Source organism: Nonomuraea sp. NPDC059023, from assembly GCF_042740095.1.
GTDB lineage: Bacteria > Actinomycetota > Actinomycetes > Streptosporangiales > Streptosporangiaceae > Nonomuraea.
The window spans coordinates 33,301-54,381 of record NZ_JBHYIO010000012.1; the positions used below are offsets into that span (position 1 = coordinate 33,301).

General features: G+C 72.8%; 19 protein-coding genes. 11 read left to right on the forward strand and 8 right to left on the reverse strand.

Going from position 1 to position 21,081, the window contains the following annotated elements:
- The first annotated feature begins 61 nt into the window (after positions 1-61).
- Positions 62-868, forward strand: a complete 807-nt coding sequence (locus ACFWYW_RS21475; RefSeq protein ID WP_379622998.1) for a UbiA family prenyltransferase — start codon at positions 62-64, stop codon at positions 866-868.
- Between the two features lie 54 nt (positions 869-922).
- Here ACFWYW_RS21475 and ACFWYW_RS21480 read toward each other — a convergent pair whose 3' ends face one another.
- Entirely contained in the window at positions 923-2,080 is a 1,158-nt protein-coding gene (locus ACFWYW_RS21480) for an NAD(P)/FAD-dependent oxidoreductase (protein WP_379622996.1), read from the reverse strand.
- A gap of 85 nt (positions 2,081-2,165) precedes the next feature.
- Between ACFWYW_RS21480 and ACFWYW_RS21485 the strand changes: the two genes are divergently transcribed.
- Genes ACFWYW_RS21485 through ACFWYW_RS21500 form a run of 4 tightly spaced genes read left to right on the forward strand, consistent with a single transcriptional unit; the run spans position 2,166 to position 5,659 of the window.
- Positions 2,166-2,768 carry a sigma-70 family RNA polymerase sigma factor gene (locus ACFWYW_RS21485; RefSeq protein ID WP_379622994.1) on the forward strand — a complete coding sequence of 201 codons (603 nt, stop codon included), beginning with the start codon at positions 2,166-2,168 and terminating at the stop codon, positions 2,766-2,768.
- Positions 2,752-3,840, forward strand: coding sequence for a hypothetical protein (locus ACFWYW_RS21490; protein WP_379622992.1), 1,089 nt, complete (start codon positions 2,752-2,754; stop codon positions 3,838-3,840). The genes ACFWYW_RS21485 and ACFWYW_RS21490 overlap by 17 nt, the downstream gene beginning before the upstream one ends.
- Entirely contained in the window at positions 3,837-4,799 is a 963-nt protein-coding gene (locus tag ACFWYW_RS21495; protein ID WP_379622990.1) for an ABC transporter ATP-binding protein, read from the forward strand. The genes ACFWYW_RS21490 and ACFWYW_RS21495 overlap by 4 nt, the downstream gene beginning before the upstream one ends.
- Positions 4,796-5,659, forward strand: coding sequence for an ABC transporter permease subunit (locus ACFWYW_RS21500; protein WP_379622988.1), 864 nt, complete (start codon positions 4,796-4,798; stop codon positions 5,657-5,659). Before ACFWYW_RS21495 ends, ACFWYW_RS21500 begins: the two co-directional genes overlap by 4 nt.
- A gap of 2 nt (positions 5,660-5,661) precedes the next feature.
- On the opposite strand, the gene ACFWYW_RS21505 is transcribed toward ACFWYW_RS21500, so the two are convergent.
- Positions 5,662-6,507 (reverse strand): alpha/beta fold hydrolase, encoded by an 846-nt coding sequence (locus tag ACFWYW_RS21505; RefSeq protein WP_379622985.1) that lies wholly within the window; start codon positions 6,505-6,507, stop codon positions 5,662-5,664.
- Positions 6,504-7,085, reverse strand: coding sequence for a GNAT family N-acetyltransferase (locus ACFWYW_RS21510; RefSeq protein WP_379622982.1), 582 nt, complete (start codon positions 7,083-7,085; stop codon positions 6,504-6,506). Before ACFWYW_RS21510 ends, ACFWYW_RS21505 begins: the two co-directional genes overlap by 4 nt.
- 104 nt (positions 7,086-7,189) lie before the next feature.
- Between ACFWYW_RS21510 and ACFWYW_RS21515 the strand changes: the two genes are divergently transcribed.
- Positions 7,190-8,095 carry a GntR family transcriptional regulator gene (locus ACFWYW_RS21515; protein ID WP_379639639.1) on the forward strand — a complete coding sequence of 302 codons (906 nt, stop codon included), beginning with the start codon at positions 7,190-7,192 and terminating at the stop codon, positions 8,093-8,095.
- Here the strand turns inward: ACFWYW_RS21515 and ACFWYW_RS21520 are convergent, their stop codons facing one another.
- Entirely contained in the window at positions 8,096-8,629 is a 534-nt protein-coding gene (locus ACFWYW_RS21520) for an RICIN domain-containing protein (protein ID WP_379622978.1), read from the reverse strand. It lies immediately after the preceding gene.
- Between the two features lie 290 nt (positions 8,630-8,919).
- On the opposite strand from ACFWYW_RS21520, the gene ACFWYW_RS21525 reads away from it, so the two are divergent.
- Positions 8,920-10,188 (forward strand): DUF6585 family protein, encoded by a 1,269-nt coding sequence (locus ACFWYW_RS21525; RefSeq protein WP_379622975.1) that lies wholly within the window; start codon positions 8,920-8,922, stop codon positions 10,186-10,188.
- A gap of 12 nt (positions 10,189-10,200) precedes the next feature.
- Here ACFWYW_RS21525 and ACFWYW_RS21530 read toward each other — a convergent pair whose 3' ends face one another.
- The gene (locus tag ACFWYW_RS21530; protein ID WP_379622973.1) at positions 10,201-11,196 is read right to left on the reverse strand and encodes a methyltransferase; all 996 of its coding nucleotides are present in this window, start codon (positions 11,194-11,196) and stop codon (positions 10,201-10,203) included.
- Between the two features lie 52 nt (positions 11,197-11,248).
- Positions 11,249-12,601, reverse strand: a complete 1,353-nt coding sequence (locus tag ACFWYW_RS21535) for a GntP family permease (protein WP_379622971.1) — start codon at positions 12,599-12,601, stop codon at positions 11,249-11,251.
- A 126-nt stretch (positions 12,602-12,727) separates the two neighbouring features.
- Here ACFWYW_RS21535 and ACFWYW_RS21540 point away from each other — a divergent pair, with 126 nt between their 5' ends.
- Together ACFWYW_RS21540 and ACFWYW_RS21545 are read left to right on the forward strand one after the other, a co-directional pair.
- Positions 12,728-13,600 (forward strand): LysR family transcriptional regulator, encoded by an 873-nt coding sequence (locus ACFWYW_RS21540; protein WP_379622969.1) that lies wholly within the window; start codon positions 12,728-12,730, stop codon positions 13,598-13,600.
- 69 nt (positions 13,601-13,669) lie between these two features.
- Positions 13,670-14,743, forward strand: coding sequence for a tartrate dehydrogenase (locus tag ACFWYW_RS21545; RefSeq protein WP_379622967.1), 1,074 nt, complete (start codon positions 13,670-13,672; stop codon positions 14,741-14,743).
- 21 nt (positions 14,744-14,764) lie between these two features.
- Here the strand turns inward: ACFWYW_RS21545 and ACFWYW_RS21550 are convergent, their stop codons facing one another.
- Positions 14,765-17,905 carry a choice-of-anchor P family protein gene (locus tag ACFWYW_RS21550; RefSeq protein ID WP_379641034.1) on the reverse strand — a complete coding sequence of 1,047 codons (3,141 nt, stop codon included), beginning with the start codon at positions 17,903-17,905 and terminating at the stop codon, positions 14,765-14,767.
- An 88-nt stretch (positions 17,906-17,993) separates the two neighbouring features.
- A complete protein-coding gene (locus ACFWYW_RS21555) occupies positions 17,994-18,959 on the reverse strand; it encodes a LysR family transcriptional regulator (protein WP_379622961.1) in 966 nt (321 codons plus the stop codon).
- A 92-nt stretch (positions 18,960-19,051) separates the two neighbouring features.
- Here ACFWYW_RS21555 and ACFWYW_RS21560 point away from each other — a divergent pair, with 92 nt between their 5' ends.
- Both ACFWYW_RS21560 and ACFWYW_RS21565 read left to right on the forward strand, forming a co-directional pair.
- Entirely contained in the window at positions 19,052-20,260 is a 1,209-nt protein-coding gene (locus ACFWYW_RS21560) for an MFS transporter (protein WP_379622958.1), read from the forward strand.
- On the forward strand, positions 20,257-21,054 hold the full coding sequence (locus ACFWYW_RS21565) for an alpha/beta fold hydrolase (RefSeq protein ID WP_379622956.1): 798 nt from the start codon (positions 20,257-20,259) through the stop codon (positions 21,052-21,054). Before ACFWYW_RS21560 ends, ACFWYW_RS21565 begins: the two co-directional genes overlap by 4 nt.
- The last annotated feature ends 27 nt before the right edge of the window (positions 21,055-21,081 follow it).

Sequence of the window (21,081 nt, forward strand, 5' to 3'; positions counted from 1 at the left end):
CCGGAGATTGCCCCGCACCCATGGTTACTATGCCCATAAAGCGTCATGGATCGAGGTGCGCGTGCGAACGGTGGCAGGGCTGGCGCGCGCATGTCATCCCGGGCCCACGCTCGCCGTCACCGCCTTCGTCACCGCCGTGACCGCGGCCAGCGGACGCGACCTGCGAGGAACCGTCCTGGTCGCGGCGGCGATCCTGACCGGGCAACTGTCCATCGGGTGGTGCAACGACGCCGCCGACGCCGCCCGCGACGCCGCCGCCGCGCGCGGCGACAAGCCGATCGTGGCGGGCATGGTGGCCGCGGGCACCGTGCGCGCGGCCGCGTTCGCCGCCCTGGCGCTGTGCGTGCCGCTGTCGCTGGCCTCCGGCCCGCAGGCGGGCCTGGCGCACCTGCTCGGCGTCGGCGCCGCGTGGGCCTACGACCTCGGGCTGAAGGCGACCATGCTGTCGTGGCTGCCGTACATGATCGGTTTCGGCGTGCTGCCCGCGTTCGTCACGCTCGGCCTGCCCGGCCGGCCGTGGCCGGCGTGGTGGGCCGTCCTCGGCGCCGCGCTGCTCGGGCTGGGCGCCCACCTGGCCAACGTCCTGCCGGACATCAAGGACGACCTGGCCACCGGCGTACGCGGCTGGCCGCAGCGGCTCGGCCCCGCCCGCGTCGCCGCGCTCGTCCCGCTGCCCCTGCTGGCCGCCACCGCGCTGATCTCCTTCGGCGTGTACGGCGCCGCCTCCTGGCCGGCCCTCGCCGTGGCGGCCGCGGTGACCGTGGCCGGGCTGTGGCGCGGCGGCAGGGCGCCGTTCCTCGCGGCGATCGTGGTGGCGGGGATCGACGTGGCGCTGCTGGTGATCAACGGCTCCAGACTCACCGGCTGAACGCCACGCTCAGCCCGGCTCTGGCTCCCGGCTCACCGGGTGAACGCTCCGGGTTCACCGGCTGAATGCCGTGCTCAGACCGGTTCTGGCCCAGCGGGTCACCACGGCGGCGGCCAACGGGGCGGGGACCGTACCGGCGCCGAGGCCGACCTCCACGAGGAGGTCGAAGACCTCCGGGCGGCGCGCGGCGGTGGCGATGGCCGCGTCGATGAAGCCGGGTGACTGTGCCGCGCGCGCCAGCACGTCGGTCGTGCGCAGGTGCCGCCCGAGCGCGGCGCGCAGCCCGCGCCGGTAGACGGGCAGCGGGTCGGCGCTCGCGGTGACGGCGGCCTCGCCGGCCAGGCGGCCCGACAGCAGCGCGTAGTAGATGCCCTCGCCGGTGAGCGGGTTGATGAGGCTGGCGGCGTCCCCGGCGAACAGCACCCGGCCGACGCCCGCGCGCGGTCGGCCGGGCGACAGCGGCAGGTGATGGGCGCGCAGGTCGCGGGCGGGCAGGTGCGGCAGCAGTTCGGCGAGCCTGCCGTGCAGGACCTGGCGGCCGGGCAGGCCGGTGGCGCGCAGGTGGGGGAGCAGCATGCCGAAGCCGACGTTCGCGGTGCCGTCGCCGATCGGGAACGCCCAGGCGTAGGCGGGCCACCCGGCCCGCTGCATGGCGATGAGCTGGGCGTCGTCGTCATCCGGCAGGTCGGCGTAACCGCGTACGGCGATCGCGATGTGCCGCTCCGGCGTCTGCCTGGCACCCAGCAGGCGGCGTACCGCGGAGTAGGCGCCGTCGGCCGCGACGACGGCGCGGGCGGTCAGCGTGCCGTCCACGGTCAGCAGGCCGTCCCGGACGGCCAGCGCGCGCACCCGGTGGCGCCGCACCTCGACGCCGCGCTCGCGGGCCGCCTCGACCAGCCGCGCGTCGAACACCATGCGCGGCACGACGTGGTTGGGCCGGGCGACCGTCGCCGAGACGCGCACGCCGCCGGGGGAGACCACGGACAGGCGCCGGGTCGGGCGGTAGTCGTCGAGCAGGCCGGGCAGTCCGAGCAGGTCCAGTTCGTCACGGCCGTGCGCGGCGATGCCGTCGCCGCAGGCCTTGTCGCGCGGGAAGTCGTCGCGGTCCACGAGCAGGACGCTCGCCTCGGGCCGTAGCTGTTTGGCGCGCAACGCGGCCGCCGCGCCCGCGGGTCCGCCACCGACGACGAGCACATCCCACACGTTGGTCACGTAGCGCCTCTACCCACTCCAACCATCGCGGCAACGCCCGGTGTCACACGCGCGGCGCCGGCGGTGCTCTACAGATGTGAACGTTGTGAGGCATCGTAGGAGCGCATCGGCCGCGGTGGCCAGGCGGGCCGAGTGGAAGGACGGCGCGGTGGTGTCGAGTCCCCCCGGCGTCCGGGCCGACCTCGAGCAGGTGTTCCGCACGGCCTATCCGCGCGTCGTCGCGGTCGCCGCCAGGGTGCTCGGCTCCCGGGACGAGGCGGAGGACGTGGCCCAGGAGGTGTTCCTGACGTTCGGGCGCTCCACGGTGCCCGCGGGGGAGGCGCTGGGCTGGTTGTCGGTGGCCGCCGCGCACACCGCGCTGAACCATCTGCGCACCGGCCGCCGCCGCGCCTCGCGCGAGGAGGCCGCCTCCCGTGCGGCCGGTCCGCGCGAAGCGGTCGCCGGTGAGGTCGTGAGCCCGGACGTCGCCGACGCGGTCGTCACCCGCGAGGAGCGCCGCCGCGTGCGCGAGGCGCTGGCGAGGCTGCCCCGCAGGCAGGCCGTCGCGCTCGTCCTGCGCCACAGCGGTCTCAGTTACGCCGAGGTCGCCGCCGTTCTCGACCTGTCCCCGGGCAGCGTGGGCACCACGGTGCGCCGCGCTGAGTCCGCTCTGCGCAAGGAGTTGAACCGTCATGCGTCATCCGAGTGACGGCACGCTGCGCCGGCTCCTCGACGAGCCCGCCGCGGTCGCCGAAGCCGACCGCGAGCACGTGGCCGGCTGCCCGATCTGCCGGTCGGGACTGGCCGATGTCCAGCAGGACGCGGCGCTCGTGGGCGCGGCATTGGGCACCGCACCCGGCGTGGACGCCGACGCGGGCTGGCGCCGCCTGTCCGGCGCGCTCACCGCCGGGGGCGGGCAGGTCACGGCCCCGGCCACGCCGCACCGGCGGCGGTGGAAGGCACTGCGCAGCCCGCTGGCCGCGGTCGCCGGCGCCGCCGTCCTGGTGAGCGGGGTCACCGCCGCGGCCGCCGCGGAGTGGCTGCCGATCTTCCGCGCCGAGCAGATCGCCCCGGTCGTCGCCCCGCGCGCCGACCTGGTGCGGATGCCCGACCTGTCCGACCTCGGCGACATGGAGGTCACCGAGAAGATCGACCTGCGGCGGGTGGCCGACGCCGCCGCCGCGCAGAAGGCCACCGGGCTGTCCGTCCCCCGGGTGGACTCGCTGCCGCGCGGCGTCACCGGACAGCCCAGCTTCCACGTCGTCGGCCGGGTGAGCGCGACGCTCACGTTCTCGGCCGAGAAGACGGCCCGGACCGTGGCCTCGGCCGGCCGGACGCTGCCGCCCACGCTCCCCGGCCTGGACGGCAGCCGGTTCCGCCTGGCCGCCGGTCCCGCCGTGGCCGCGGCCTGGTCGGCGGGCCGGCCGATGCCCGCCCTGATCGTGGCCCGCGCGGTGCCGCCCACGGCGGAGTCCTCCGGCGTGCCGTTCCAGAAGGCCCGCGACTACCTGCTGTCGCTGGGCGTCCTGCCGGAGAACGTGGCCGCGCAGCTGCGCGCCTTCTCCGGCGACGGGACGACGCTGCCCCTGTTCACGACCATCGAGAAGGTGACGAGCTCGGCCACCGACGTCGGCGGCGTACCGGCGACCCTGCTCGTCCCGCGCGACGGCACGATGGCGGCGGTGATCTGGATGGACCGCGGCGTCCTCACCGTGGTGGCCGGCACCCTGAGCGCCGGCGAGGTGCTGAGGGTGGCCCGCGAACTGAAGGTGGAACGATGATCGACGACACCGCGGCCCGGTTGCTCACCGAGCTGCCGCCCGCTTCGGCCGCGTGGGGTTCCGGCCTGCGCAAGCGCTACCGGCGCCGGACCGCCGTCGACGGCGTCTCCCTCAGCGTCGCCCGCGGCGAGGTGGTGGGCCTGCTCGGCCCGAACGGAGCGGGCAAGACCACCGTGATCAAGATGCTGCTCGGCCTGGTCCGGCCGGACGCGGGGGAGGTGCTCCTGCTCGGCCGGCCGGCCCACGACCCGCGGGCCCGCGCCCGCGTCGGCTACCTGCCGGAACTGTTCCGCTACCAGCCCTGGCTCACCGCCGCCGAGGTGCTGGACCTGCACGTGCGGCTGGCCGGCGTCATCGTCCCCGACCGGGATCGGCGCGAATGCCTGGCGACGGTCGGCCTCGCCGACCGCGCCGCGGATCGGGTGGGCGGCTTCTCCAAGGGCATGCAGCAGCGCCTCGGCCTGGCCGTCGCGCTGGTCGCCCGCCCCGAGCTCATCGTGCTCGACGAGCCGACCAGCGCCCTCGACCCCATCGGCCGCGCCGACGTCCGCGACCTCCTGCTGTCGCTGAAGGCCCGCCAGGTCGCCGTTCTGCTCAACTCCCACCTCATCGGCGAGGTCGAGCGCGTGTGCGACCGGGCCGTCATCCTCGACAAGGGCCGGGTCGCCGCCTCCGGCACCCTCACCGAACTGCTCGGCGGGCGCGAGCTGCGGCTGCGTCTCGACGGGGTGAGTCAGGAAGCGGAGGTACGGCTGGCCGCCGCCGGCCGCGTGCACCGCACCGGAGAGGCGTACACCGTCGAGCTGCCCGCGGAACAGGACCCCGCCACCGTGCCGGACCTCGTCGCCGACCTGGTCGCCCTCGGGGTACGCGTGCACGCGGTCGAACCCGGCCGGGTCACCCTCGAAGAACGCCTCCTCGACATCGTCCGCTCCGACCAGGCGGAGGAAAGCCGATGAACGCCGGGATCGTGCTCACGCTCGCCGCCCTCACCATCAAGGAGTCGGCCCGGCGCAGGGTGCTGCGCGCGCTGGCCGTACTGACCGTCGTGCTGCTGGGGCTCAGCGCGTGGGGGTTCTCCCTGATGATCACGATCGAGTTCGACGGCGGCGTGATGACCACCGGGGAGGCCAAGCTGGTGGCCTCCCAGATGCTCAACCTGGTGATGTTCGGCATGAGCCTGATCGCCGCGCTGGGCACCGCCTTCCTCGCCGGCCCCACCCTGGCCGGCGAGATCGAGTCGGGCATCGCGCTGGCGGTGCTGGCCCGCCCGGTGCACCGCTGGGCGGTGCTGCTGGGCAAGTGGCTGGGCCTGGTCGTGTTCGGCAGTGGCTTCGTGGTCGTGGCGGGGCTGGCCCAGTTCCTCATCGTCTGGTTCATCGTGGGCTACTGGCCGCCGCAGCCGGTGACCGGCCTCGCGCTGCTCGCGGCCCAGACGACGGTGCTGCTCACCCTCGGCCTGCTGCTGTCCACGGCCGTTTCGCCGATGGCCTCGGGCATCGTGGCCGTCGGCCTGTTCGGCGCCACCTGGATCGCGGGCGTGGTCGGCGGCGTCGGGCTGGCCCTCGGCAACGAGGGGGTGGCCAGGATCGGCACCGTCTCCCAGATCCTGCTGCCGACGGACGGGCTGTGGCGCGGGGCCATGAACGCCTTCCAGGACCCGATCGTGCTGGCCCGCTTCGGCGGACCGGCGCTGGAGGGCGGTTTCCCGTTTCTGAGCAACGCCCCGCTGACTCCGGCGTACCTGGTGTGGACCGGCGTCTGGGTCGTCCTCGTCCTGGGCCTGGCCGCCCTGTCCTTCCGCCGCCGCGACCTCTGAACTCAGCGGCCGGCCAGCTCGGAGAAGATCTCCACCAGCTCCGGCCGGTCGAACGGGCCGACATGCGGCGCCGCGACGCTGCGCACGTCGGTCCGGTTGTCCGGGGTGAGCCGGTCGGCCTCGGCGATGAACCGGTCCTGCAGCGCGAGCGGAATCAGCCGGTCGAGGGTGAGGCGTACGTAGGTGCGGGGGATGCGGCCCCAGGTGTGCGCCTCGCCCCGGGCCTCGGCCAGCGGAATGCTCGCGGTCTCGTCCGGTTCGAGGGCGTTGAGCAGCCGGCTCACGCCTTCGTCGGTGAAGTCCGCCGCCAAGGCCTGCTTGACGGCCCGGAACAGTGCCGGGCCGGCCGAGCGCCAGTTGATCCGGGTCACCCCCAGGACCGCCGGGTCGGCGACCACGGCGGCGCTCAGCAGGTGGACCAGGCTGTCCTCGTTCTCCGGCGTTTCGAGGTAGGCGGCCAGGTTCGGCAGGTCCACGCAGCAGTAGGCGGCGACGTAGACGACCCGGTCGAGCAGGTCGGGGATGGCGTTGCCGACCCGGCTGACGGTGACGCCGCCCTGGCTCATGCCGGCCAGGATCACCGGGCCGTGGCGGCGGGCGCGGCGTACCACGTCCACGACGCGCTCGACGTAGTCGTCGATGGTGATCTTGGCGAGCGGGGACGGTTCGGCGGCCAGCGCCCGCAGGTCCTGTGGGGCCTGGTACGAGCGGGGGTAGAAGGCCTCCCGGCCGTGTCCCGGCAGGTCGACGGCGACGCACCGGTGCCCGCGCAGGGTGAGCTCGGTGGTCAGGCCGGTGGCCCAGGAGGACGAGGAGTTGGTGCCGTGGATGAACACGAGAGTGGTCATGGTCGTTCTCTTCCTTGGCTGGGGTTGGATGGGCGCCACATCGGCCACAGCGGCGGGCTGCCGGCCACGTGCACCGGCTCGCCGAGATCCTCGAAGCCGTGGCGGCGGTAGAGGGCGCGGCTGCGGGCCGAGCTCGCCTCCAGGTAGGCGGGCAGGGCGTCGGCGTCCGCTCTTTCGAGCCGGTGCCGGAGCATCGCCGAGCCGAGTCCGGCGCCCTGCCGCCCGGTGACCACTCCCATGCAGGGGAGGTAGAGGTGCCGTTCGCGGTTGGGGTGGCGTGGGGCCAGCGCTTCGCCGAGAGCCCGCAGCCGCTCGCCGCCGCCCGGCTCCTCCTCGGGCGTGTGGCCGGCGGGCAACGTCAGCCAGATCGCGGCGCCCGCGCGGCCACCGGCCAGGTACGCCTCGGCCATGGGGCGGGTGAGCAGGTGGCGGTAGTAGTGCTCCTGGACGGACTCTGGCGGGCCGAGCCAGCGGACGAGGGGGTCGTTCAGGAACGCCTCGGTGAGGACGTCCAGCACCGCCCGCCGATCCGCCTCCTCCGCCCGCCGCACGTCTGCGTACGGTGTATCAAGTGTCATGTCTTGAGGGTATTCGCCGCTCGCTAACATGCGCATATTTCTGGAATCTGGCGGGCGGAAGTGCGCTAGCGAGGGCTGCGATTGAACTAGTACACTCAAGCTTCATGTCGACCCAGCGTCCGGAACCGCCCTACAGACACATCGCGGCGGAGATCCGCGCCCGGATCGTCAACGGCCGCCTGCGGCCCGGCGACCGGGTGCCGTCGATCCGGGAGATCGCCCAGCGCTGGGGCGTCGCGGTCGCGACCGCGACCAGGGTCATGGCCACCCTGCGCGACGACGGGCTGGTCGAGACGAGGGTCGGCGCCGGCACGGTGGTCAGCGGGCGCACGGGCCTGAAACGGCAGCCGGGACCACGGCAGGCGCTGGACGGGAAGCAGACCCTCCGCGCCGCCATCGCGATCGCCGACGCCGAGGGCCTCGACGCCGTGTCCATGCGGCGGCTCGCGGCCGAACTCGGCGTCGGCCCGATGTCGCTCTACCGGCACGTGTCGGGCAAGGACGAACTGGTGGCGCGGATGACCGACGAGGTCTTCGGCGAGCAGGAACTCCCCGACCCGGGGCCGGACGGCTGGCGGGCCAAGCTCGAACTGATCTCCCGCCTGCAGTGGGAGCTGTGCCGGCGACACCTCTGGCTGCCCCGGGCCGTCTCCTTCACCCGGCCGTTGCTGGTGCCCAACGTGATGGCGTACACCGAATGGACCCTGCGCGCGCTGGACGGGCTCGGACTGCCGATGACGATCCGGATTCGTGAGGCCCTGACGCTGCACGCGCTGGTCCTCACCGTCGCGCTGTCCATGGCCGAGGAGGTCGAAGCCGAGCAGGAGACCGGCGTGACCCTCGACCGATGGTGGCTCACCCAGCGGAAGAAGGCCGACGACCTCCTGCGTTCCGGCCGGTTCCCGCTGCTGGCCACGCTGGCCGGCGACGAGGTGGCGGACGCCGACGGCCTGTTCGAGTACGGCCTGGCCCGCCACCTCGACGGCTTCGCCACCCTGATCGATCGATGATCAGACGGTGCGCTTGGCCCAGAAGTGGATCCCGATCTGCGCGAACTGCGACACCGGAACGGCACTGGACGACTGGCTCTGGCCGAGGTGCCGGAGCGTCTGGACGTTCTTCGTCGGCAGCGTGCCGCCCGGTCCGGCCACGGCGGTCGGGTGGAACCACTTCTGCCGGTCGCTGTTGTCACAGGTCGCCACGGTGACGTTCACCGTGTTCGTGGCGGTCAGGCACAGCGGAGCGCCGCTGCCGACGCTGGCCCGCAGGGTGTAGATGAACGCGCTCTGCCCGCCCCCGGACGAGACGGTGGCCGTCTGCGCCCACTGGCCGAAGCCGCTGTTCGTGTCGCTCCTCAGCACGACGTTGGCCCCGTTGAAATTGGCGGAGGCCGTGAGCACCGTCCTGGCGTTGTCCCCCCGATACTCCAGCTCCTTGAACACCTCGGCGTGAGCCGGAGAGGCGACCAGCGCCCCGATCCCCGACAGGCTCACCGCGGCGAGCGTCATCGCGACGGAGCGGCGCAGGTTGTGTGATGCGGACATGAAAAAGGAACCCCCTGGTTGATGTCCCTTGAGACCGATCGGCTCAAGGCGGCATCAGTACACAGCGGGGTCACGTCGTGGTCAGCGCACAAATACCACTTCACCCGGCACGCACACGAGACGTACATCACACCCGGCCGGGCCTTGTGGTCTGTGGCCCGATTTGACTGGAAATGTTAGATCATAGGCTCGTGAATGATCAGATCAGGGACATTGCCGCCCGAAATGGACTTGGTAGGCCTGAGGCGGTCTATGGGCCCGCGGATGGGGGAACTCCCTGGGATCGGGAGATGCACCTCTTCGAGCACGGGCTGGTCGTCCGGTTGCCGGACGGGCGGGTTCAGGGGCTCCGATGGGAGTCGGTGACGGTGCTGAAGGATGTCATCGATCCGTTCCGGAGCGTGTACTCGCTGACCGACGGGGGCTCGGCGCCCGTGGTCATCGACGGGTTCGAACGGCCGGAGCAGTGGGGGCCCGCCATTCACGGGGCGGTCCTGCGGGCACATCTGCCACAGGCACGGGCGGCGCTGCAGGCGGGCAACACCGTGGCGTTCGGGGAGATCGCGGCGACCCAGCAGGCGTTGCTCACCCCGGCCGGCGTGGTGCCGTGGCCGGAGATCAGCGAGATCGGGGTCGAGAACGGCGTCGCCTCGATCAAGGTCCGGCAGCAGTGGCGGCCGCTCACCACCACGCATGTCCGCGACCTCCCGAACTTCCTGGTCCTGTTCACGCTCATCGAGGAGCTCAAGGGCGGGGCCCCCGCCTCGGGCTCCCGGCTGGGCTGGGTGGTCGGCGGGGTGGTGAGCTTCCTGGTCATCGCCCTGGTGGCCGGCGGAATCGTCGTGGTCAAGCGCCTGGTCAAGACGGGTGTGCGCGAGGGCATCACCGCCGCGCAGGAGACGCCCACGCCCACGCCGTCCGACACGGCCTCGGCTGATCCGCAGCCCTCGGAGACGTACACGCCGACGCCCGAGCCGACCCCGACCGAGGAGCCGTTCGACGCGACCACGCTCGACGACGAGGACACCGACCAGACCCCGATCACGACCGGCGCGCTGCTCGCCGACACCTTCACCACCCGCAAGGGCGTGCGCTACAACCTCAAGGGCACCCGGTCGGACGACTGCCCCGCCTGGTTCCAGGAAGGCCGGGTGCGGACCTTGCTGCGCGGCGCGCGCTGCAAGGAGATGATCTCGGGCGTCTACGCCAGCGCCAACTCGACCAAGAACAACCGGATCATGGTCGTGATCCGGGTCATCCCGTTCAAGGACTCGAGCACCGCCAAGCGCACGTTCAACAAGCTGCCGGCCGGTTCCCGGGACTGGGGCTTCATGTGCCCGCTGAAGGGCCCGGGCTCCGGCCTGTGCGCGAACGGCCGCGGTAGCTGGTCCTCGGCGTACATCTGGGGCTGGACCCAGCACAACCACCGCTACGTCATCGCGACCCTGGCCCTGTACGAGAACCTCGCCGACGGCAGCAGCACCAAGCCGTGGCTCACCGACGCGTCGAAGGCGGCACTGGCGGCGGCCGGCCCCATGGTCTACCACGACAACAACTGAGCGCGGCATCGCTCAACGGCGGAGCACCAGGACGATGTGGCCGAGCGGGGTGTCGTGGAGTCCGGCGATCTGCAGCCCGGCCCCCGCGGCGAGGCCGGCGTAGTCCGCGACGGTCCGCTCGCGCCCGCCGCTGAGCACGAGCATGCGCAGGTTCATCTCGGCGAACCCGGCCGGATCGGCGCGCTGCTCGATGACGACCACCCGCCCGTCCGGCCCCGCCGCGTCGGCGCACCGCCGCAGGATCCGCCGGGCGTCGTCGTCGCTCCAGTCGTGGATGACCCGCCGGAGCACGTACGCGTCGCCGCCGGCCGGCAGCGGGTCGAAGAAGCTCTGGCCCGCGAACGAGCACCGCGGCTCCAGCCCCAGCCCGGCGAGGTGCCGCCGGCCGCGTTCCACGGTGCCGGGCAGGTCCACGAGCGTGCCCCGCAGATCCGGGAAGGCGCCGAGCACCTCGGCCAGCAGGGTCCCGGCCCCGCCGCCGACGTCGACCACGTGCCGCACACCGGACCAGTCGTAACCCCCGGCCGCGTCGGCGAGGTAGTCGGCCCCGTCCGCCATCATCGCGTCGAACGTCTCGCTCATCCGCGGGTTCGCCGCCAGGTAGGACCAGAAATCCGCGCCGAAGACCGTCTCCCACGCCGGCAGCCCGGTGCGGACCGTGTGCAGCAGGCCGGTGAACGCCACGTCCATCTGCCCGCCGAACCCGTCCAGGTCGAGCCGGGCCCGCATCCCGGACGGATGGGCCGAGGCCAGCAGCGCGGCGGGCCCGTTGACGGCGAACGTGCCCGGCTCCGGCTCGGTGAACACACCCTTGCCGGCCAGGTGCCGCAGCAGGCGTACCAGAGCATCGGGGTCGGCGCCCGAACGGCGGGCCAGCTCGTGCACGGGCACCGGCTCGTCGCCCATCAGATCGCTCAGCCGCAGTGTGGCCGCGACCCGCACCGCCATCGGGGTGACCAGGTCGGTCACCGGCGCCAGCACCGCCCACGCCTCTTCCCACGCCGTCATGGCCGGAGCCCCTTCTCGCGAGATCGAGCTCCGAGCGTACTCCCGAAGGTGATCACAGGGCCGCAAGCAGCAGGATGAGCGGCAGCGAGATGACCGACGACAGCGACATCGCCAGCGAGTGGGTCTTGAACGTGCCGCGCGTGGACAGCCCCAGCATGGTCTGGAACATCCAGAAGAAGTTGCTGCTCACGTGCGGCAGGAACAAAGCTCCGGAACCGGCGGCCAGCGCCACGAACACCAGCGGCGTGTCCAGCGACCCCGCCAGCGGCGCGAGGATGCCGGCCGCGGTGATCGCGGCGACGGAGATCGAGCCGAGCGCGATGTGCAGCACCGCCGCCACCAGCCAGACCAGGATCAGCGGCGGCAGGAAGTTCGAGCCGAACGCGCCGCCGAGCACCTTGGCCAGCCCGGAACCCTCGATGACCGCCCCGAGCGAGCCGCTGATGCCCGACAGCACCAGGATCGGCCCGCATGACGACAACCCCTGGCCCATGGCGGCGTGGACCTCCGCGCGGGAGTGCGTGCGGAGAGTCAGCAGGTACGACGCGGTCGCCCCGGCGAACATGGCCACCACCGGATCGGTCACGAAGCCGAGCACCGGCGAGGTCCAGCCGAGGTTGCCGGCCAGCGCGCCGAGCGCGATGAGCATCAGGGTGGCGACGACGGGCAGCAGCGACACTCCCAGCCCGGCCTTGGTCTCCCGCTTGACCAGCACGGACCCGGCGGCCGAGCCGCCGTCATCGGCCGGCTCCTCGTCGGGGATCTCGTCCAGGGCCGGGTCCCAGCGCAGGGCGCGCGGGGTGAGCAGGGCGAAGACCAGCATGGTGAGCACCGCCGTCGGCAGGCCGACGATCAGGCCGTACCAGAACATCTGGCCGAGCGGCACGTCCAGCAGCCCGGCCACGGCCAGCGCCGCCACCCCCGGCACCACGAACACCAGCCCGACCTCGATCCCGGCGGTCAGCGCCCCGCCCATCAGCGCCTTGCCGTCGCGCCCCAGGCGCGGGCCGAGACGGCGGGCCAGCGGCGCGGTCAGCACGAGCAGCACGTCGGAGTAGATCGAGGTGAACAGCGAGCTGAGCGACACCGCGAACACGTACGGGATGCTCCGCTCGCCGAAGACACGCAGCATCAGCTCGATCAGCCGGCGCAGCGCGTCGGTCAGCGTCAGCAGCGAGCCCATCAGCACGCCGAACGTGACCAGCAGCCCGATGTCGGCCATCACCTCGCCGAACCCGGCGGTGATCGCCTTGGTGGTGCCGTCGGCCCCGACGCCGGTGGTCAGCCCGAGGAAGATCGTGCCGAGGAGCAGCGCGATGACGGGCGGGATCTTCCAGACGGTGATGGTGACGATGACGCCCAGGATGGCGACGCCGGTCATCGTCAGGAGCAGAGCGTTGCTCACAGTGGCCCTCCTCGGGGGGTGACGGGGCAATCACCAGTCAGGCAGGCCACCCGGCATACTGTCTACGATGAACTTTGTCGTTCTTCCATAGGCAGCGCCTATGGAACCGGGGGTGCGGAGACGGACGTGGACGCTCGCCAGCTCGCCTACTTCCTCGCCGTCGTCGACCACGGCGGCGTGCAGCGCGCGGCCGAGGAGCTGTGGGTGGCCCAGCCCTCGGTCTCCCAGGCGATCAAGAAACTGGAGCGCGGCCTGGGCACCCCGCTGTTTCGCCGGTACGGCCGGCGCCTCGTGCTCACCCCCGCGGGCGAGGCCCTGGTCACCCCGGCCCGCCAGGTCACCCGCTGGCTGGCGGCGGCGGACGAGAGCGTGGCCGCGGTGGAACGCCTGCTGGCCGGGAAGCTGACCATCGCCGCCATGCCCAGCCAGGCGGTCAGCCCGCTGACCGAACTGGTGGCCGCCTTCCGCCGCCTGCATCCCGGCGTGCAGGTCTCGGTCCGGGCCGCCGACCGCCCGGCCGACGTCGCCGCGGCCCTGCGGACCGGGACCGCGGAACTCGGCCTCATCGCCACGCTCGGACGCCCCGGCCCCGACCCCGACCTGGTCGTGCACCCCGTGGACGAGCAGCCGTTCGTCCTGGTCGCGCAGGACGCCGCCGACCTGCCCGGGGGCGACGATCCCGTCGCGCCCGCGCTGCTGGGCGGCGCCCGGCTCATCGTCGGCCAGCCCGGAACCGGGATGCGCAGGGCCGCCGACCAGATCCTGGCCGCCGCGCCCGATGCCGCGATCGCCGTCGAGATGGAGCACCGCGAGGCGCTGCTGCCGCTGGTCCTGGCCGGAGTCGGCATCGCCGTGGTCGCGGCCTCCTGGCGGCGCCTGGCCGAGCCGATGGGGCTGGTCGTGCGCGACCTGGCGCTGGAGGAGGTGCTGCACGTGTCGCTGGTGCACCGCACCGAGCCGGTCAGCGCCCTGGCCCGCGCCTTCGTCGCGGCGATATAGCGAACGCCTATAGGACGGCCACGATCCTCGTCTTGGACCGCGGCCCGCCGGTTCCGGCTCAATGGCGCCATGACCTCCCACCGCATCGCCCTCATTCCCGGCGACGGGATCGGCATCGAGGTGCTGCCCGCCGCGACCGCCGTACTCGACGCCGTCGGCCGCAGGCACGGCTTCACGCTGGGCTACGACACCTTCGACTGGTCGTGCGAGCGCCACGAGCGCGAGGGCGCGATGATGCCGGCCGACGGCCTGGACCGCATCCGCCACCACGACGCCATCCTGCTCGGCGCCGTCGGGCGGCCGGGCGTGCCGGACCACGTGTCGCTGTGGGGACTGCTGATCCCGATCCGCCGGACCTTCCGCCAGTACGTCAACCTGCGGCCCATCACGACCCTGGACGGCGTTGCGGGACCGCTGCGCGCCGCGGAGGGCGTGGACCTCGTCGTGGTGCGCGAGAACGTCGAAGGCGAGTACTCCGAGATCGGCGGCCGGCTCAACCGCGGCTTCCCCGAGGAGATGGCGGTCCAGGAGTCGGTGTTCACCAGGGCGGGCGTCACCCGCGTGGTGGACTACGCCTTCGACCTGGCCGCCCGCCGCCGCGGCGTCCTGACCTCCGCCACCAAGTCCAACGGCATCATCCACACCATGCCCTTCTGGGACGAGCTCGTCAGGGAACGCGCGCGGCCCGAGGTGTCCTGGAACCAGGAGCACATCGACGCGCTCGCCGCGAAGATCGTCCTGAGGCCGCGGGAGTTCGACGTCATCGTGGCCTCCAACCTGTTCGGCGACATCCTGAGCGACCTGGCCGCGGCCGTCGCCGGCGGCATCGGCCTGGCCCCGGCCGCCAACCTCAACCCGGAGCGCGACTTCCCGTCGATGTTCGAACCGGTCCACGGCTCGGCCCCCGACATCGCCGGGACCGGCGTCGCGAACCCCGTCGGCGCCCTCTGGTCTGCCGCCATGATGCTCGACCACCTGGGCCACGCCGAGGCCGGTGACGACGTGCGCGCCGCCTTCCGCGCGGTCCTGGCCGAGACCCCGGTACGCACTCCCGACCTGGGCGGCGCCGCCACGACCAAGGAGTTCACCACCGAGGTGCTGAACCGTCTCGGCACGGGAGGAGGCCGCCCACGCCAGGCATGAGCGGCCTCCCCGGTCAGAGGGTCACGGACAGTTGTGCACACCGCTCCTTGCGGAGGAGACCACCACGTCAGCCACCGCAGGGGCGCTCACGTGGACGGCGTTGACCAGCATCCCGGCGGACGTGCCCGCCACCGGCCGCTGCTCGTTCAGCGTGATCGTCGCCACGCCCGCCCGGATGACGGTGTTGGGCGCGATCGAGGCGACCGGGTGCGACACCCCGCCGATGGTCAGCGAGCCGAGCGTCGTCGTGCCGCTCGCGCTCGCGGTGTACGTCCCGAGCGCGCACGTGCTCGTCGAGGTGGCCCGCACCCCGGCGACCTTGATGACCGGCAGGCCGGGCAGCCCGATGGACACCTCGTCGGCCGTCGCCTGCCCCGTGGAACTGCCCAGGCCGGTGACCACGCCGGCCTTGAGCGCCTTGGCGTTGACCAGCGCGAGCGAGATCGCGGCCGCCGTCTTCTCGGTCGTGGACCTGGCCGAGGTGGACACCTCGCCCGTGTCGGCCACGACGGTCTGCGGCAGCAGGATCGGCTTGACCGACAACGCGTGGGAACGGCCGGTGTAGTACAGCAGCTTGGCCGTGCCCGAGGCGTCCGACGGCAGGTAGCACGCGTCGCCGGTGAAGCTCGCCTTGATCGCGACGCTCGTCGCGGTGGCCGGCTGGGCGACACTGGCGATCACGCAGCTCGCCACGCCCGCGGCGTCCGTGCGCGCCTGGCACGACTGCGCCGCCGTGCCCGTTCCGAGGGTCAGCGTCACGGGCCGGTCCTTGACCGGACGGTCCGCGGCGTCGGTGAGCGTGGCCTTCAGGGTGGCCGGGGCGTCGTTGGCGACGTTGGCCGGGCCGTTCACCTTCAGGCCCGTCTTGACCAGCACGTGGGTCTCGGCCCTGGCGGTGTCGTTGGCCGCGTTCGGGTCCGGACCGGCGAGGTTGTCGATCACCGCGGTCGCGGTGATCGTGCACTCCTCGCCGCTGTGCACGACATCGTCCTGAACCTTCGCGCGGATCGTGATCTGCCGCGAGGTGCCTCGGGTCAGCTCGCCGAGATGACAGGTGACCTTGGCGGCGTCGCGCACGCACGGGCCGGTGCTGTCCACGAAGGCGACCTCGGGAGGCAGCGTGGTGGTGACCTCGACCGAGCTGGCCGGGTTGGGGCCCTCGTTGGTGGCCTTCACCGTCCAGGTCAGGGTCTCGCCGCCGCGCACCGGGTCGGGGGCGGCGGTGATGGCGACGCCGACGTCGGTCGTGTTGACCGCCTCCCAGTTGTCCTTCAGCTGCTCCAGGGTGGGCAGTTGCTCCGGCAGCGGTTCGGCCACGACGGGCAGGTCGGTTCCACGGCGCAATCCGCCCGCGAAGCCGGTGAACGGGATCGAGGTCGCCACCCTGGCCCAGTCGTCGAAGCCGGTCAGCGTGTCGGTGCTGCTGGTGTTGGTGGCGCAGTCGGCCGGGTCCCTGGCGCCGGTGACCGGGTCCGGCGGGCCGGCGGTGTTGATGTTGACGGCGGGGTTGACCGGGTTGTCGTCCTCGTCGCCGTCGTCGTTCCAGTCCGGGTCGACGTTGACGTCCTCGGTGACCTTCGCGCCCTGGACGCCGGGGATGCCCGGCCTTTGGTCGCGGCCGTTGACGAAGATGAACCTGTTCTCGTTGTCGTCGGCGTCCAGGAGCAGCTCGTCGAGCGCGTTCTCGGTCAGCGGGCGCAGCACCTTGCCGCGCGAGGTGCCGTCCAGCGCCAGGCGGGGCGGCGAGAAGTCCACGATCCGGCCGCCGCCGACGCGCGGGATGCCGAACTGCAGGTCGTAGTTCATGGCGCTGACGTAGTTCGGCTTGCAGTTGACGTCGACATCACCGCCGTGTTCCAGCCGCAGGGTGTGGCCGAGCTCGTGCAGCAGCGTGCCGCCGTCGTGGTTGTAGTCGACGAAGAACCTGTTGTTCGTGCTGGCCTGGCCGCCGCTGGTGCAGGTGGCCGCCTCGGAGGTGCTGATCGCGTAGCGGAAGACGCCGCGCCGTACCGCCGCGAAGTTGTTGGTGTTGCCGGCGGCGGCGTTGAAGGCGGCGTCGATGCCGCAGTTGTTCAGCGCGCCGATCATGCCGCCGCCGCCGAGGTCGTCGCCGACCAGGCAGGCCGGGTTGGCCACGTCGGCGTTGGTGCACCGGCCGCCGGGGGAGGGGTCCTCGGCGCTGGCGTCGATGAACAGACAGTCGGCGTCGGCGCCGTCGCGCTGCCCGTCCAGGCCGTTGTCCAGGTCGTCGAAGCACGTGCCGGGCTGCTGCTGGCGGCGTACTGTCGTGTCGACCAGGTTGCCGGTGTCCACCCACAGGTTGATGCCGCGCGAGCCGTCCGGATTGGAGATCGGCGCGGACTTCATGGCGTTCTTCATCGCCTGGATGTCGACGCGGCCGGGCGCCTCGCCGGCCGAGTAGTCGAGCTCCAGGAAGACGTCCTTGCGCAGCGGGTTCGCGCCGAACCTCTTCAGGTCCAGCGCCATCGAGCCGTCGGCGTTGCGGATGCCGTGGATCTCGGCCAGGTCGGTCAGGCCGTCGCCGTCGCTGTCGGTGCTGGACCCGACGGTCGAGGAGATCGTGAAGCCGATCCTCGTCTTGGCGCCGTCGTTCTCCTCGGGGTAGTCGAAGTCGCCGTTGCCCTCGGCGCAGGTGTGGCCTTTCGGCACGCCGTCGCGCAGGCAGGGGGTGCCGACCGCGAGGTTGTCGCCGGAGAAGGTGGCGTTGACGATGTCGAACTCCAGGTCGAGCGTGAGGTCGCGCTCGTTCTTGCTGAGGTCCATCTGGTCGTCGCCGAAGTTGGTGCCGTCGTCGTAGTCCCAGATCTCGATGGCCAGGTCCACCGTCGTGTCGTTGCCCTGCAGGTTCACCGCCTTGCTGAACACCCAGCCGTTGGGAGCCTCGGGCAGGCCCAGGGGCTCGAACTCGTCGTCCTCGATGCGCGGGCCGCGGGGGAAGCGCTCGCCCGCGATCGTGGCCACCGGGTAGTAGTCGCCGTCACCGGAGGCGTCGTCGGGGTTGTCGATCTGTTTGAGGTAGTCGATCCTGACGGTGACCGTGACCTGGGTGTCCGCCGACGCGTTCCCGGTCAGCGCCACCATCAGGGCGGCGATCAGGACGCCGATCAGGGCGACGGATCTGCCGCGTGGTAAGAGTGCCATGATGTACCGCTCCAGAGAGATTCACAGGGGAATGTCCTCCCTGTGACTGTCGGGGGCGTCACGTCCGGAAACATGAGTAACCCCGTACTCAGAGCGGGTTGCGCAGGGGCTGGGCGGGCAGGCTCGCCTCGGGTTCCGGCAACCAGGCGTCGCCGGGCGGGGCCAGCCAGTCATGGGCCGTGGCCAGGTCGTCCACGGCCTCGCGCAGGGCGCGCAGGCCCGGATGGTCGCCGTCGGAACGCCAGATCATCATCCAGGGAAACACCGCGACCGGATCCACGAGCGGCCGCAGGACCGCGCCCGGAATGTCAGGTTGCGTGGTCAACGTGAGGATGGGCGCGTCGCGGTCACGGATGTGCTGCGCGAGCTCGTCGCCGCCCCGCACGTGCGGGTGGGCGAGCGCGGGGTCCACGCCGAAGGGCGCCAGCAACTGCAGGAGCGCGTGCTCCCACCCGGGCGTCGCGTGGTCGCCCGCGCGGATGCACGGGTTGGTGCCGCGCAACGACTCCAGCGGTACGGCCGGCAGCGCGGCCAGCGGATGCCGCTCGGGCACCAGCACCGCGATGCGCTCGTGGCGGACCGGGCGCTGCCGTACCCCGTCCAGGAGGCCGGGACTGCGGCCGAACGTGACGTCCAGCCGCCCGTCCAGCAGCAGCGGCACCGCGGCCTCCGCGCCGCTGTGGAAGCGGGCGAAGAACTCCACCCCCGGCGCCCGCCCGCGCGCCGCGGCCAGCACCAGCGCGGGCGTGAGGCCGGAGCCGACCACGTCGACGGTCAGCGACCGGGGCTGGCCGCGCAGTTCGATCATGGTCGTGTCGAACAGCCCCAGGATCTCCCGCGCCCGCGTCAGCAGCAGGCGGCCCTCCGCCGTGAGCGTGACCTTGCGGGTCGTGCGCTCCAGCAGCCGGCGGCCCACCCGGTCCTCCAGCCGCCTGACGTCGCGGCTGAGTGCCTGCTGCGCCACGAACAGACGCTGGGCGGCTCGGCTGAAGTGCAACTCCTCGGCCACGGCCACGTAGTGGCGCAACAGCCGGATCTCCACGTCGTCAGGCACCCCTCCTTCCTACCCGATTAACGCAGCTGGCGCGTGAATCACCTTCGAACAGGTGTTGGACCCCAGGCGAGGGCCGCCGCCAGGATCGAGGCATGGCGGGACGAGGGACGATCATGATGGCCTACGGGCTGACCGGTGTGATGAACGCGCTGTGGGGCGCCACGCTCCCGGCCACCGACGCCCGCCTGGAACTCGGGCCGGGACGGCTCGGCGGGCTGCTGATGGCGCTGGCCGTCGGCGCCCTCGTGGCCATGCCGGTGGCCGGACGGCTGGCCGAGCGGTGGACGGGGCGGCGCCTGCTCCGGATCTGCGCTCCGGCGGCGGGGCTCGGGCTGGCCGGCCCGGCGCTGGCCGGCGGGGCCGGCACGCTGATGATCTCGGCGGTCGTGCTCGGCATGCTGTTCGGGCTGCTCAACGTGGCCCTGAGCCTCCAGGCGACGGCGGTGGAGCGTTCCCTCGCCCGGCCGGTCATGGCCACGGTGCACGGGACGTGGACGCTCGGGGCCGTGGCAGGCGGCGCGGTCATCACCGCGGCCCTGCGGGCCGGGGCGGACGTGCGGGTGCTGATGGGCACGGGCGCGATCATCCTGGCCGTGGCCTTGCTGGGGGTCAAAGGCATCCCGGAGCCACCCCTGCGCCTCGTCCCTCAGCCCGCCGGGCACGCGCGGCCCGCTCCGCCGCGGCCCGGGATCATGGTGATGCTGGGCGTGGTCGGCGCGGCGGCCTTCATCACCGAGGGCGCCGCCACCGACTGGGCCGGGGTGCACGCCACCCGCGTCCTGGGCGCCGATCCCGCCACCGGCTCGCTCGTGTACACCGTCTTCTTCGTCGCGATGACACTCGTCCGCTTCGCCGGGGACGCGCTGCGCACCCGGCTCGGCGTCCGCACCACGATCCGGCTGTGCGGCGTGACCGCCACCGCCGGTTACGGCCTCGTCCTGCTCGTGGGCGTCCTGCCCTTCGGCGCGGCGGCGCGGGTGGGCTGCGCGATGGCCGGCTGGGCGCTGGCCGGCGCCGGCATGGCCGTCGTCTGGCCGATCGTGGCCAGTCTGCTCGGCGCCGCCGACGGCGCGGCCCGCCGCCTGTCGGCGGTCACCACCATCAGTTACGGCGGTGGCCTCGTCGGACCCGCCCTCATCGGCTACGTCGCCACGGCGGCGACGCTGCCCCTCGCCCTGGTGATCCCGGCGGCGCTCGCGCTGCTCGTGGCCACCGCTGCACCACCCCTGCTGAACGCGGTCTCCGCGGCAGCGACCCACCACCGGCCCCTCAGGGCCACCGTAAACAGGAGGACATCATGACCGTCGGCACTCTCGGCACCCCGGGCGCCCGCCTGCACTTCGAGGTACGCGGCCAGGGCCCGCTCGTCGCCCTCGCCGGCGCCCCGATGGACGCCGACTCCTTCGCCCCGCTGGCCGACCTGCTGGCCACCGACCACACCGTGCTCACCGCCGACCCGCGCGGCATCAAGCGCAGCCTGCTCGACGACCCCGCCCAGGACTCCACGCCGGAACTGCGCGCTGGCGACCTGTCACGCCTGCTGGCCCACGTGGACGCCGGTCCCGCCGTGGTCTTCGGCTCCAGCGGCGGCGCGATCACCGCCCTCGCCCTCGCCCAGACCCACCCGGAGCAGCTGCGCGCGGTCATCGCCCACGAGCCCCCGCTCGTCGAACTCCTGGAGGACCGCGACAAGCTCCACGCCCAGACCGGCGAGCTCATCGCCACCTACCTCGGGGGCGACGCGGTCGGCGCGTGGGCGAAGTTCATGGCGCAGGCCGGCATCACGGTGCCCGACGAGGCGCTGGAGATGATGTTCGGCGGCGAGCGCGACCCGCAGGACGTGGCCGACGAGCGGCGCTGGTTCGCCCACGAGCTGCACGGCACCACCCACTGGGCGCCCGACCTGGACCTGCTGCGCGCGGCCCCGCGCCTGGTGATCGGCATCGGCGAGGAGTCGGCCGGGCAACTGTGCGACCGTACCTCCCGCGCCCTCGGCGCCGCCCTGGGCATCGAGCCGGTCGTGTTCCCCGGCGACCACACCGGCTTCGCCGACGACGCAGGCGGTTTCCTCCCCGCCCTGCGCGCAGTCCTCTGACTTTTCGCGAACATTCTGTATACCTGG

Bases quoted from the DNA above. Each gene is read 5' to 3' on its own strand.
- ACFWYW_RS21490 (WP_379622992.1), top strand. From the start codon at position 2,752: ATGCGTCATCCGAGTGACGGCACGCTGCGCCGGCTCCTCGACGAGCCC.
- ACFWYW_RS21495 (WP_379622990.1), top strand. From the start codon at position 3,837: ATGATCGACGACACCGCGGCCCGGTTGCTCACCGAGCTGCCGCCCGCT.
- ACFWYW_RS21500 (WP_379622988.1), top strand. From the start codon at position 4,796: ATGAACGCCGGGATCGTGCTCACGCTCGCCGCCCTCACCATCAAGGAG.
- ACFWYW_RS21505 (WP_379622985.1), bottom strand. From the start codon at position 6,507: ATGACCACTCTCGTGTTCATCCACGGCACCAACTCCTCGTCCTCCTGG.
- ACFWYW_RS21510 (WP_379622982.1), bottom strand. From the start codon at position 7,085: ATGACACTTGATACACCGTACGCAGACGTGCGGCGGGCGGAGGAGGCG.
- ACFWYW_RS21515 (WP_379639639.1), top strand. From the start codon at position 7,190: ATGTCGACCCAGCGTCCGGAACCGCCCTACAGACACATCGCGGCGGAG.
- ACFWYW_RS21520 (WP_379622978.1), bottom strand. From the start codon at position 8,629: ATGTCCGCATCACACAACCTGCGCCGCTCCGTCGCGATGACGCTCGCC.
- ACFWYW_RS21525 (WP_379622975.1), top strand. From the start codon at position 8,920: ATGCACCTCTTCGAGCACGGGCTGGTCGTCCGGTTGCCGGACGGGCGG.
- ACFWYW_RS21530 (WP_379622973.1), bottom strand. From the start codon at position 11,196: ATGACGGCGTGGGAAGAGGCGTGGGCGGTGCTGGCGCCGGTGACCGAC.
- ACFWYW_RS21545 (WP_379622967.1), top strand. From the start codon at position 13,670: ATGACCTCCCACCGCATCGCCCTCATTCCCGGCGACGGGATCGGCATC.
- ACFWYW_RS21550 (WP_379641034.1), bottom strand. From the start codon at position 17,905: ATGGCACTCTTACCACGCGGCAGATCCGTCGCCCTGATCGGCGTCCTG.
- ACFWYW_RS21560 (WP_379622958.1), top strand. From the start codon at position 19,052: ATGGCGGGACGAGGGACGATCATGATGGCCTACGGGCTGACCGGTGTG.
- ACFWYW_RS21565 (WP_379622956.1), top strand. From the start codon at position 20,257: ATGACCGTCGGCACTCTCGGCACCCCGGGCGCCCGCCTGCACTTCGAG.